The following is a 12,640-nucleotide window of genomic DNA, read 5'->3' on the forward strand; positions in this document are numbered from 1 at the left end:
GAGAATGGATATGTCTCTCGTAAAAAACAAATTGTTCCGCGACTGGCTCAGGAGTTGGCATAATGAACGTACAGGAACGCTTTTTACATTATGTATCTTTTGATACACAATCGGATGCTTCTTCGCTGACGGCCCCCAGCACAGAAAAACAGTGGGTTCTCGCCAAAGAATTGGTCAAAGAATGTCAAGACATGGGCTTTGATGAAGTGTGCTTGAGTGAATATGGAATCGTCTATGCGGCCTTAGAGGCCAACGATCCCAACTGTCCTTCGCTGGGATTCTGTGCTCATATGGATACGGCCAGTGAATTGAGCGGAGCCAATATTCATCCTTGGATCCTTTCTCATTATGATGGACAAGATATCACGTATCCGGATGGCTCCCTTTGTTCTGTGCAAGAGTATCCCTCTTTCTTGCGATGCATAGGGGAAGATCTGATCTTGACAGATGGAACGACACTGCTGGGCGGAGATGATAAGGCGGGGATCGCCATCATCTTGACGGCTGTGGAAGAAGTGATCCGTTCAAACCAAAGACACGGGAAGATCGTTGTGGCTTTTACGCCGGATGAAGAGATCGGACGGGGAGTGGACCATTTTGATTTAGATCGATTTGCGGTCGATTATGCCTATACGGTGGATGGAGGCCGAGTGGATGCCGTCAATTATGAAAACTTTAATGCGGCCATGGCACAAATCACGATCCAGGGAACAAGCATTCATCCTGGCGATGCCAAGGATAAGATGGTCAACGCCTCTTTGTTGGCTGGTGAATGGATCCAGAAGATGCCGAAAAATCAAACGCCGGCGCATACCGAGAAAAGACAAGGCTTCTATCATCTTTTAGAGATGAGCGGAACTTGTGAAGAGGCTTCTTTGACGTATTTGCTTCGTCATCATGATCAGAAGAAATTTATGGCGCAGAAAGACTTTATGCATACGCTTTGCGAAACGATGAATCAAAAATATCCCAATCGTTTTGCGGTGCATATCCAAGATCAGTATCTTAATATGAAAGATCTGATGAAAGATAAAAAAGCTGTCCAGCGCGCCCAAAGAGCCATCAAGGCTTGTGGACTAAAACCGGTTTCGATCCCGACTCGCGGCGGGACGGATGGAGCCATGTTGACGGAAAAAGGATGTACTTGTCCGAATTTAGGCACAGGTTCTTACAACCATCATGGCCGTTTTGAATTCTGCAGCATTCAGCAGATGGAAAAGATGGTCGATATCGTTCAGACTTTGATCAAGCTGTCCTAGTGACAGCTTTTTTTGTTTCTATTTTTTTTCCATCGTATTTATTAGTAGATGGAAAGAAGGTGGAAATATGCGGTCCATTCCAAGAGAGATGATCCAGGAAGATCCCAAAGAGAATGCTTATGATGCCTCTTGTAAAAGAATATTGAGTTATAAAAGCATATTGGCCTGGATCTTAAAGGATGCTTTAGAGGAATGTAAAGATCTGTCGATTTCGGAAATCATGGCCGGGATCGAACCAGACAACTCGCATGATAAGATCATCGGGTTCAATGTAGAGGATGAATCGATATCAGGAGCCAGGCTCTACTTTGATCTGGTCTTTGTGGTTCGCTATCAAAAACAAACGATCCTTGTGAATGTTGAAGCCCAAAGCAGTCCGGTCCATTATCACTTAAAGAATCGAGCACTTTATTATGGATGCCGATTGATCGACCTACAAAAGAATCTTCAAGGCTCGGATTATGATTCTTTGCTTGTTGTGGCTACGATCTGGCTGCGAAATGAAGATCCTAAGGATGATCAAGAGGGAATCATCAGTGTGGGGATCATGGATTTATTGCGAATCCTATTCATACATCCCTCACAGGATCTTCAGGGACAAAGAGCGGGTGCCCAGGAGTTATTATCGCTCTTATTTGTTTCGCAGGAACCCTATGAGACAAAGAGGCAAGTGTTGAAGGAAAGATATGATATACTGATGACAGAAGGATTCGAAAAGGAGATGAGGGACATGTGTACATTCAGTGAAGGCTTATGGAACCGTGCATTGAATACGGGTATGGAACAGGGTCTTTATAACTTGATGAAAAATCAAAAAGGATTGACCTTGGAACAAGCGATGGATCTATTGGAAGTTCCTCAAGATTTAAGAGAATCGATCCGAAAGGATCCGCGATTCTTGAAGATGAGTTGATTTTGTTGATAGAGTGAAGATTGTCCCTTCGCTCTTTTTTTGTCTTTTTTAGTACAGGGTGTCTCAAAATGTCCTTCTTTATTTACAAAAAATGGGTTTTAGGGTATTCTGTAAACAGACGTTTTGACATGGAGAGATAGTATGGGATATATCATTGCGACGGTATTGGTGGCACTTTGCCTGATAGCGGTACCGTATTATTTAAGAAAACGGACTTGGGCCAATTTAAATCAGGAAATCATGGAAGAGGATTTTGACACCTTTTATTATACGTTGGATTCTTTTAAATGTAAGATGAGCATGAGTGCTTTTGAACGCGAAAATATGCGCTTAAGCGGTTATATTGCGCAAAACCGCAAAGATGATGTCGAACAGCAGTTCAACATGATGTTGAATATGCGAATCAAGAAACCGCAGAAATTAGCGTTGTACCAGCGTGCTTTTTATTACTATATCGGAATTGGCCGTGCGAAAAAGACGCGTGATATGATCGACCTTGTCCAAAGCATTGACCCCAATGCAGCGCAAGATCTGGAGATCCAATATAGTATCTTGATCAAGAAAGAGAGCAAATACATTCAAGAGATCCAAGATCGTATCGATCGCTTATGGGATGGTAAGAGCCAGATGGAACCATCGAAAGAAATGGCGGTAGGCACTTTAGAATATTTATTGGGACTTCAATATTCGTACAAGGACGATATGGAGAATATGAATCGTGTCTTTGACCGGGCATTGAAACATTGTGCCGGTACACCGTATGAAGAATCTATCTTAAAAATCAAGAAACAAAAAGCATAGATCATTCTATGTTTTTTCTATTTCAGGAGGGGAGAAATTATGGACTACGCAAAAGAAGCATTACGTTATCATGCACAGTGGAACGGGAAGTTGGAGACGGTTCCGAAAATGCCGATCCAGAATCGCGACGATCTTTCTATAGCGTATACGCCGGGAGTGGCCGCTCCTTGTTTAGAGATCCAAAAAGATCCCAAACTATCGTATACCTACACCGGAAGAGGGCATACGATCGCAGTGATCAGTGATGGCAGTGCCATTCTGGGATTGGGAAATATCGGTCCGGAAGCCGGGATGCCGGTCATGGAAGGAAAGTGTGTGCTTTTCAAAGCGCTGAGCGGACTGGATGCCATTCCGTTATGTTTAAATACTCAAGATACCGATGAGCTGGTACAGATCATATCTTCTCTCGAACCAAGCTTTGGGGGAATCAACTTGGAAGATATTGCGGCTCCTCGTTGTTTTGAAGTAGAGAAGCGACTGCAGGAAAAGATGCAGATCCCGGTCTTTCATGATGATCAGCATGGAACAGCCATTGTGGTCAGCTCGGCCATCGTGAACGCGCTGCGGCTGGTGAAAAAAGAGAATGTCGATATTGTGATCAACGGAGCGGGAAGTGCCGGTTGTGCGATTGCCCGATTATTGTTGGATCTGGAGTTGGGCAATGTGATCTTAGTGGATAAACAAGGAATCTTGGAGAAGAACATGGAGCTGACAAGCGGACAAAGAGCGTTGATCGATCGTTTGAATCTTCATCATCGAACCGGAACTTTAGCCGATGCCTTGAAGAAGGCCGATGTGTTCATCGGAGTCAGTGCCGGTCATATCGTTTCCAAAGAAATGATCCAAAGCATGAATGAGAAAGCCATTGTATTTGCCATGGCCAATCCGATCCCGGAAATTGAACCCGAAGAGGCCAAAGCGGCGGGTGCTTATGTAGTAGGAACGGGAAGAAGCGATCATCCGAATCAGATCAACAATCTTTTGGCTTTCCCGGGAATCTTTAAAGGGGCTTTAGATGCCCAGGCGACCCAGATCAATGATGCGATGAAAAAGGCAGCGGTTTTTGCGATTGCTTCATTGATCTCGGAAGAAGAATTATCCCCGGAAAATATTATTGTTTCCGCATTAGATCCTCGCGTTGTGCCTGCGGTATCGCAAGCTGTCAAACAAGCGGCGCAAGATTCAGGCGTGATCAGGAAGTGGGATCGGTAATGGTCAAGGCAGGTTTAGTTTGTGAAGGCGGGGGGACCAAGGCGGCTTATTCTGCCGGTGTGCTGCATTGTTTGTTGGATCATAAGATCTATTTGCCTTACTGTGTTGGAATCTCTGCGGGCAGTGAGATCTTGTTGAGCTATACATCCCGTCAAACAGAACGTTTAAAAGTAACGGGAATCGATGCCCCTTGTCAAAAAGGGGTAGTGGGTCTTCGCCCGCTTTTGAAAGAAGGCAGCATTTTTGGCATTGAAGCGACCAATGATTTTATTGAGAGTCGCGAACCATTGGATTTTCAAGCGTTACTGCAGAGCAGTACCAAAATGGAAATCGGTCTCTATAATATGGAGACGCATCAGGTGGAATATTATGATCAAAGTGCTGTCGATCCAGATCAGACCATGATCAAAGCGAGTTGTGCACTTTTGATCTTATGTAAACCGTATCAGTTTCAAGGCATCAAATATATGGATGCCGGCCTGATCGATATGATCAGTATCCATCAAAGTATTCGCCAAGGAAACCAGAAACATATCGTCGTTTCCACCAAAGAAGAAGGCTATGTGCGTAAACCGGCCCCGAAATATCAATTGGCTCTGGCCAATTTGATGTATCGCGATCCTCAGATCACATCGGATCTCAAAAAACGCCATGAACAATATAATGAACAATGGGAAACGATCCATGAACTGGAATCTCAAAACAAAGCGCTGGTTCTTCGACCGCATCAAGATCTGGGAGTGACCCGTTATACGACAAATCCTAAAAAGTTGAGACCATGGTATCAATTGGGATATGATGAGACTGAGGCGAGAATTCCGGAAATCAAAGAATTTTTAGAAATCGAGTGAAAACTCGGTTTTTTTGTTTATAATAATCGTATGACGGTAGGTTATTTTTTTGATCTTGATGGTACCCTTTATACCCATCGGACACACGATGTATCTTCGAAAACGATCTATGCTTTAGATGCGTTAAAAGAAAAGGGGAATCGTGTCTTCTTGGCGACTAGCAGAACGCAGGCTGAATTGGAGCACTTACCGAGTTCTTTGCGGCAATTTCCTTTTGATGGACGAATCTTAGAAGGCGGTGCTCGTATTCTTGATGAAAACGGCAACGATCTGTTTAAAGTAAAGATTCCTTCTGCCAGTGTAAAGCAGATCCAGAATCTTTGTCAAAGCCATGGCTGGATCTGGCGCTACAGCAATTCTTTTGGAAATTATTGGGCCGTTCCCCCTACGGTTTTTGCCCATCATGCCTATTTCAAACTTTACCTGTGTGCTCCTGTCTATGTTCCTTATACGGATCAGGAAGCTTTGAATGTTTTGATCTTTTTGAAGGATCCTTCGGATGTCAAGACAATCAAAAAGAATGTGCACGACTGCAGCTTTGTGGATTTTCGGCATGCGATCGAAATACGGGAAAAGAGCATTGATAAGATCAAAGGTGTCAATTGGTGCAAGAAAGCTTTCCATTTGCAAAAGACTTATTGTTTTGGGGATGGCGAAAATGATATCGATATGCTCAAAGGAGCGGATCATGGCCTTTGTATGGGAAACGGACACCCTCGTTTGAAAGCAGTAGCGGATGAAGTGATCCAAAGTGTGGATCAAGATGGAATCTACCAATATCTTAAAAAGAATCAATTGATTTAGGAGGCGTATAAAATGGAATATGTATTAGAAAACGAACATGCCCGATTGGAATGCATGGAACAGGCGGGTCAAATGAAACACTTTATCGATAAAGACCGAAACGTTGAACTTCTTTATCAGGGAGACCAAGGCTGGTCAGGCCGCAATCCTTCTTTGTTTCCGATCGTAGGAAACACTTGGACAAAAGATTATACGATCGATGGTAAAACCTACGCGATGAAAAATCACGGATTGATTCGCTATGCCGATCTGAAAGGAAAACAAGAAGAGGATGCGATTTGTTTTACATTCAATTCCAATGAAGAAACTAAAGCGCAATATCCATTTGACTTTCATTATGAAATGAAATATACCCTGGAACAAAAAACATGTAAGATCCATTATGCGATCACAAATACAGGGACCAAGACCATGCCGTTTACATTTGGTCTGCATCCGGCTTTTCGTATTCCGCAAAATCCGCAAGAAGCGTTTGAAGACTATTCTTTTGTCTTTGAAAAGGAAGAACATGCCAAACAGATGCTGATTGATCGCCAGCCCCATGAATTAAAAGACGTTACGTTTAAGGAATGGAAATTGAGCTATGAAGAGATCTATAAATCTTTGACGATCATTTATCAAGATCTGCAGTCTGCCTATTTGACCGTTTGTTACAAAGGGGAGCCAAGAATTCGATTCCATTTTGACGGCTTTCCTTATCTAGCGATTTGGACCCATGAAAAGAAATCTGATTTTATCTGTATCGAACCTTGGTATGGCCATGCGGACTTTGAACCAGGGCACGATGATTTTTATGCCCGGGAAGGGACGATGTGCTTAGAACCGGGGGAAACCTTTGAAACGGAATACTCTTACGAGGCATTATAAAAACGCGGTTATCCCGCGTTTTTTCTTGCCTTGACCTTGGCGAATACAAGGATCTGAAAGATCGCATAAATGATACAAAGTGCCAAAACGGCCCAGCTGGCAATGATATAAATGCCTTGATAATTGGAATAATAGCTGTTGTAGACGATCAAAGCCCCTAACAAAAGATAAAGAATGGTTTTGAGAACAACTTTTTCGGTTCCTTGCGCTTCAAAGTTATCATAGTAATCTCTGTAAGTTTCGGGTTGGAATTTTTTGACAGGCTGTTCCGTTTGTAAAAATTTATAAAATTTCCATTCGAGGAATAACCACACCAGCACAGAGATCGCAATGGAGACCCAGAAAGGGATGCCGAACCATTCGTTTAATAAAGTGAACAGGACGACAAATACAGAAATGGCCAGGATATAGCGCTTTCTATATAACTCGAATGTTCGAAAATCATAAGTGGGGATATAAACCGCTTGTTTTAATAAGGGATGCTTATAGATCGTCCGATTTTTTTCATCTTGATATAAATTGAGCCCGACAGGAGCCGTGGTTTCCTGTTTGACTTTAGAATTTCTTGCCATAGATCTCTCCTCGTTTCTAGGGGTTATTATAAAAGAAAGCGCAAAAGAATACAAATTCTATCGAAAAAAGACAACAAATTTGCATATTTTAACCAGAAATGAAGATAAAAATTTAAAAAGTTAAAAATAAGGGTATAATAAAACTACAAGGAAAGCGATTTCAGAGGAGGAAAAAAGCATGTTAGGAAAAGACAAAAGTACTTGGGCAGATCTGACTGCAACCTATACAGCACAAGAGATCTACCAGCAGCCAAATACTTGGGCTAAAACGATCGCACAAATCAAAGCTGAAAAAGAGGATCTGAAAAAGTTCCTCGACCCGATCTTGAATGCCGGTGACATTGAGATCATCTTTGCCGGCGGGGGAACGAGTGAATATGTTGGGAATGCGGTATATTCCTATGTAAACCGTTATACGGATTTCCATGCCAGCAGCTATGCTTCTACCGATATCGTAGAAACACCAGAAAACTATCTGTCTCGTCATAAAAAGACGTTATTGATCAACTTCGCACGTTCTGGAAACTCTCCAGAAAGTGTAGGCAGCGTACAGATGGCAGAAGAGATCTGCAAAGAAAATGTATATCATCTGTTCATTACTTGTAATAAAGATGGTGCTTTATCGCATTTAGCAGAAAAAATGGATAATGCTTACTGCATCAATTTGACACCAGAAACGCATGACCAGAGTTTTGCGATGACTTCCAGTTTCTCAAATATGTATCTGGCAAGCGTTCTTTGCTTCCGCTTAGATGCTTTGGATGAAATGGAAGCAACGATGAAATCTGTGATTGAACGTGGTCAGGCTTTCTTAGATGAAGGATATACAAAAGTTGTGGATCTGATCAACGATTTCTACTATGATCGTCTGATTTATCTGGGGGCCAACTGCTTGAAAGGGGTTGCCCAAGAAAGTCAGCTGAAAACTTGTGAATTAACAGCGGGACAAGTCACAACATTCTTTGACAGTCCATTAGGATTCCGTCATGGACCTAAATCTGTTATCAATGATCAGGCATTGACGGTTGTTTATATTTCCGATGATCCATTCCAGAGACAGTACGAATATGATCTGGTCAAAGAAATGAGCGGTCAGCGTAAGAAAAACCGTATCTTGGCTGTAGCTGGTCATGATTATCCAGAGATCCGCGAATTGGTAGATACTTATATCAGCTTTGATCTGGATGCACCAAAAGACAATATTTTCTTAGGCCTTGACTATATCTTGGTTGCTCAAGTATTAGGATTGTATAAATCAATTTCTATGAACTGCACACCGGATAATCCATGTCCGACAGGAGAAGTGAACCGTGTAGTTCAGGGTGTAACAATTTACCCATATACGGCAAAGTAGGAGGAAGAAAACGATGATTGGATTGATTGTAACAGGACACGGACATTTTGCTTCAGGACTGACAAGCAGTCTGAAGTTGATCGCCGGAGAACCTCAAAACTATGCCGCTGTTGATTTTGAAGAAACAGATTCAACCGATGATCTGGCAAAAAAATTAACGGAAGCTATGGATTCTCTTTCTGATTGTAAAGAAATCTTGGTTTTAAGTGATTTAGCAGGGGGTTCACCTTTCAAAACAAGTGTGGAAATTGGTTTCCCACGCGGAAATGTGGAAGTGATTGCCGGAACTAACTTAGGAATGTTGGTTGAGATCAACTTAACAAGAACTTTCTCGGAAAGTGTAAAAGATCTTGCGGAATCCGCTGTAAACGTTGGTAAGGATCAAGTGGTTCGTTTCGTTTACAAACCAGTGGAAAAGATCGAAGTATCAGACGGGATCTAGACCGCATAAGAAAAGCGAGCGTGACAGCTCGCCTTTTTTATTGGTTGATCGATTTTGCGTAATCGGTGGGGGACATGCCGTATTGTAGTTTGAATTTACGCGAGAAATAATGAATCGAAGTGAAGCCCAACATATCGGAGATCTCAGAAATTGTATATTTGTGTTCCTGGATCAGCAATTTAGCTTGATTGAGTTTTAAATTCGAGATGTAGTGCTTTGGTGTAATGTTGATGTTGGAGCGAAACAGTGATTGCAGACTGCTTCGCGAGATCGAAAATTTTTGGCAGAGGTCTTCCACGGTGAATGCGGTAAAGATGTTATTGTGGATGAAGACCAGGATCTCGTTGAGCAGTGTGTTTTCATAATGCTCCTGCATCGGATTGATGTTGGATTCTTCGTCACTTTTGGTGTCAAACTGATAGAGTAAGATCAGTACTTCTTTCAGATAGAGCAAGGCCAGCTCTTCACTGAGATATTCTTTTGATTGGATCGCTTTCATGAAGGCGGACAATACATTGTAGATATCTTTACGGGTCTTAAAGACGCGATTCATTAACGAGGCGTCCATATCATTTTTCATATCAAAGGTAATGGTCAGATAGGAACAAGTACTGTGTTCATCGGTGCTCTGGGTGTGAAACTGACCGGGATAGTAAACGATCAAATCATATTTATTAAGCTGATAAGGCTTGCCGTCGATCGTCATATGCAAGGAGCCGTGATCGATGTAAGTCAGTTCATAAAAGTCGTGGCTTTCTCCGGGAAAATCATAATTGGATTTGCGCACCTGATAAAAACAAGTGAGGATCTCTTTTAGATCGATCTTCGAAACGATGCGCTCATAAATATAAGGCTCTTTCATCTTCTTTTGATTCAATCCGGTCGGAGCATAGGCAATATGGATCTCGCTGGTGTTGGAGATTGAAACAAAGTTGAAATAAACCCCTGGATTCAGACGAATGACACGATGGATCACAAATTCACTGTAGTTGATCCCGTCTTTACTGACGACCAGCATTACGATTCCTTTGGGACAGGATAAATAGACAGAGGTACTGGAATAATAATAGGAGTCAAAACTTTTATTATCGATTTGGATCGTGTTAGAAACGGTCGCGCTGTTTTGTCCGGCGCTTTTCATATCATAAAAGACACTGCCAAATGTTTGAAATAAATAATTTGTTGTTCTTTTTAGCATGAAAACTCTCCTTTGTTTTATAAAACAATAACAATGTGTGTCAAAAAATGTGAGAATGAAGCAAATATTTAAGAAAATTAACTTTAAAAATTCCGTTCTCTATTAAAAAGTATAAACAACTAATCAAAATGTGTAAAGTGAAAAATATTTCTCATAGTATAATGGTATCGGATAGATTTCCGTGGAAAGAAAGCGCTATCATTCAGAAAGGAGAGAGAATATGCCAAACATTCTATTGACAAGAATCGACAATCGTTTGATTCACGGTCAGGTTGCTACACAGTGGAGTGGTGTTTTAGGAGCTAACTTACTGTTGGTGGCAAACGATGCTGTTGCAGGAGATGAATTCCGTCAGGGATTGATGAACATGGCAGCTCCAGCTTATGCTCAGACTCGTTTCTTCTCTATTCAGAAAACGATCGACATCATTGGAAAAGCTAGCCCTGCACAGAAAATCTTTATTATTTGCGAGACTCCACAGGACGTATTAAGACTTGTGGAAGGCGGTGTTCCAATTAAAAAAGTAAATATTGGAAACATGCATATGGCCGAAGGAAAACGTCAGGTTGCAACTTCTGTTGCAGTGAATGATGATGATGTTGCATGCTTCAAAAAGATGCAAGATCTTGGCGTTGAATTAGAAATTCAGCGTGTACCGGATATTGCTCCGGAAAGCCTTGACAAACTTTGGAAATAATCAATTGATAATTTAAGGAGAAAGTTTTTATGGACATTAATATTATTGAGTTAGTGTTATTGGCTGTCGTAACTTTTATCTTTGCGATTGACCAGTTCTCATTAACTGAAATCATCTATCGTCCTATCATCGCTTGTCCAATCATGGGTATCATCTTAGGAGATGTTCAGACTGGTTTAGTAGTTGGTGGTACATACGAATTGATGATGATCGGTAACATGCCAGTTGGTGGAGCTCAGCCTCCGAACGCTGTATTAGGTAGCGTTGTTGCTATGGTGTTCGCTGTTAAAGCTCAGTTAGATGTAAATGCTGCCTTAGGTGCATGTATGATCTTTGCTACATTCGGACAGTACATCGTTACATTGATGTTCTCTGCAGCTTCTGGTTTGATGTCAATGTGTGACAAAGCCGCTGCTGAAGGCAATCCTAAAGGAATCACTAAAGCTTTGAACATTCATATGCTTTGCTTAGGTGGATTATTTGCTGTTATCGCTATCATCGCTTATGTTGGTGGTACTGCAATGTCTGAACCTTTACAGTCTTTAGCTGACAATGCTTCTTGGTTCATGGGTGGTTTAAGTGCTGCTGGTGGTATGATGCGTTTCGTAGGTTTCGGTATCCTGTTGAAGATCATGATGTCAAACGATCTTTGGGGATGGCTGTTGGCCGGATTCGTATTTGCCTTGGTTATCGGAAATATCGCTCCATTGGCAAGTGCTACATTGATCTTAGTTGCATTCGTAGGTGTTTGCTTCGCACTGTTAGACTTTAAACTTACAACAATGGAAAAGAATGCTCAGCAAGGAGGTGTAAGTGATGGAATCTAATGTAATGACTTCTTATAAAGATACTACTCCAGCACCTAGAGTTGAGAAGAAAATCTTAAACAAGATGGTATGGCGTTCAATGCAGCTGCAAGCTTGCTTTAACTACGAACGTATGCAATCTGCTGGATGGTTGTGGGCTATGCTTCCAGGTCTTCAGGCAGTTCATAAGAACAAAGATGACTTGGCTGCTTCCATGACACACAACATGGACTTCTTGAACACTCACCCATTCGCTGTAACATTCGTTATGGGTATCGTTCTTTCAATGGAACAGATGAAGACTGATATTCAGACTATCCGTTCCGTACGTATCTCTGTTGCCGCTCCATTAGGAGGTATCGGTGACGCATTGTTCTGGTATACTTTGATTCCTATCACAGCTGGTTTGACTGCAAACATGGCTATTGATGGAAGCTTCTTAGGACCAGTTCTGTACTTCATCATCGCATTCGGTGTTGAAATGGCATTGCGTTATGGTTTGATGTATTGGTCTTACAACTTAGGTATGAAAGCAGTTCAGATGATGACTGCCAATGCCAAAGCCTTTACACATGCTGCCAGCGTATTAGGTGTATTCGTTGTTGGTGCCTTGATTTCTAACTATGGTTCTGGAACTAAATTAGGTATCTCTATTCCTAATGGACAGACTGTTGGTGAAGATGGCGAAACAATGGTAGATGTATTCATCAACATCCAGGATTACTTGAACATGATCCTGCCTTGCTTGATTCCATTACTGTTCACTTTAATGTGCTACTTCTTAATTTCTAAGAAGGGATGGACTCCTGTTAAGTGTATCGGATTGTTCCTTGTTATCGGTATCGTTGGTGGTATCTTCGGTAT

14 protein-coding genes are annotated in these 12,640 nt (G+C 41.8%); 12 read left to right on the forward strand and 2 right to left on the reverse strand.

From position 1 onward, the window contains the following. Positions 1–62: 62 nt before the first annotated feature. From pepT to Q0J48_RS04685, 7 genes are all read left to right on the forward strand, one after another. Positions 63–1,259: a peptidase T gene (pepT, locus tag Q0J48_RS04655; RefSeq protein WP_296242085.1), complete on the forward strand. Its 1,197-nt coding sequence runs from the start codon at positions 63–65 to the stop codon at positions 1,257–1,259. Between the two features lie 67 nt (positions 1,260–1,326). Further along, on the forward strand, positions 1,327–2,172 hold the full coding sequence (locus Q0J48_RS04660; RefSeq protein WP_296242088.1) for a hypothetical protein: 846 nt from the start codon (positions 1,327–1,329) through the stop codon (positions 2,170–2,172). Positions 2,173–2,313: 141 nt separating this feature from the next. Next, entirely contained in the window at positions 2,314–2,973 is a 660-nt protein-coding gene (locus Q0J48_RS04665) for a hypothetical protein (protein WP_296242089.1), read from the forward strand. A 39-nt stretch (positions 2,974–3,012) separates the two neighbouring features. Next, positions 3,013–4,185 (forward strand): NADP-dependent malic enzyme, encoded by a 1,173-nt coding sequence (locus Q0J48_RS04670; protein WP_296242090.1) that lies wholly within the window; start codon positions 3,013–3,015, stop codon positions 4,183–4,185. Beyond that, on the forward strand, positions 4,185–5,036 hold the full coding sequence (locus tag Q0J48_RS04675) for a patatin family protein (protein ID WP_296242091.1): 852 nt from the start codon (positions 4,185–4,187) through the stop codon (positions 5,034–5,036). The genes Q0J48_RS04670 and Q0J48_RS04675 overlap by 1 nt, the downstream gene beginning before the upstream one ends. Positions 5,037–5,066: 30 nt before the next feature. Beyond that, positions 5,067–5,840 carry a Cof-type HAD-IIB family hydrolase gene (locus Q0J48_RS04680; RefSeq protein ID WP_296242092.1) on the forward strand — a complete coding sequence of 258 codons (774 nt, stop codon included), beginning with the start codon at positions 5,067–5,069 and terminating at the stop codon, positions 5,838–5,840. 12 nt (positions 5,841–5,852) lie between these two features. After that, complete coding sequence (locus tag Q0J48_RS04685; RefSeq protein ID WP_296242093.1) at positions 5,853–6,707, forward strand: aldose 1-epimerase family protein; 855 nt, start codon at positions 5,853–5,855, stop codon at positions 6,705–6,707. Between the two features lie 8 nt (positions 6,708–6,715). On the opposite strand, the gene Q0J48_RS04690 is transcribed toward Q0J48_RS04685, so the two are convergent. Then, positions 6,716–7,279 (reverse strand): hypothetical protein, encoded by a 564-nt coding sequence (locus Q0J48_RS04690; RefSeq protein WP_296242096.1) that lies wholly within the window; start codon positions 7,277–7,279, stop codon positions 6,716–6,718. Positions 7,280–7,457: 178 nt separating this feature from the next. Here Q0J48_RS04690 and Q0J48_RS04695 point away from each other — a divergent pair, with 178 nt between their 5' ends. Together Q0J48_RS04695 and agaF are read left to right on the forward strand one after the other, a co-directional pair. Then, the gene (locus tag Q0J48_RS04695) at positions 7,458–8,633 is read left to right on the forward strand and encodes an SIS domain-containing protein (RefSeq protein ID WP_296242098.1); all 1,176 of its coding nucleotides are present in this window, start codon (positions 7,458–7,460) and stop codon (positions 8,631–8,633) included. A gap of 13 nt (positions 8,634–8,646) precedes the next feature. Further along, positions 8,647–9,075, forward strand: coding sequence for a PTS galactosamine/N-acetylgalactosamine transporter subunit IIA (agaF, locus tag Q0J48_RS04700; RefSeq protein ID WP_296242100.1), 429 nt, complete (start codon positions 8,647–8,649; stop codon positions 9,073–9,075). A 37-nt stretch (positions 9,076–9,112) separates the two neighbouring features. On the opposite strand, the gene Q0J48_RS04705 is transcribed toward agaF, so the two are convergent. Continuing rightward, a complete protein-coding gene (locus Q0J48_RS04705) occupies positions 9,113–10,273 on the reverse strand; it encodes an AraC family transcriptional regulator (RefSeq protein WP_296242101.1) in 1,161 nt (386 codons plus the stop codon). A gap of 220 nt (positions 10,274–10,493) precedes the next feature. On the opposite strand from Q0J48_RS04705, the gene agaB reads away from it, so the two are divergent. From agaB to Q0J48_RS04720, 3 genes are all read left to right on the forward strand, one after another. Next, on the forward strand, positions 10,494–10,970 hold the full coding sequence (agaB, locus tag Q0J48_RS04710) for a PTS galactosamine transporter subunit IIB (RefSeq protein ID WP_273476972.1): 477 nt from the start codon (positions 10,494–10,496) through the stop codon (positions 10,968–10,970). Positions 10,971–10,999: 29 nt separating this feature from the next. Beyond that, positions 11,000–11,797 carry a PTS sugar transporter subunit IIC gene (locus Q0J48_RS04715; protein WP_296242105.1) on the forward strand — a complete coding sequence of 266 codons (798 nt, stop codon included), beginning with the start codon at positions 11,000–11,002 and terminating at the stop codon, positions 11,795–11,797. Then, positions 11,787–12,640: PTS system mannose/fructose/sorbose family transporter subunit IID (locus Q0J48_RS04720; protein WP_296242107.1), on the forward strand; the 854-nt coding region annotated here is incomplete at its 3' end. The genes Q0J48_RS04715 and Q0J48_RS04720, both read left to right, overlap by 11 nt.

The sequence above is a fragment of the uncultured Faecalicoccus sp. genome, from assembly GCF_944325745.1.
Lineage (GTDB): Bacteria > Bacillota_I > Bacilli_A > Erysipelotrichales > Erysipelotrichaceae > Faecalicoccus.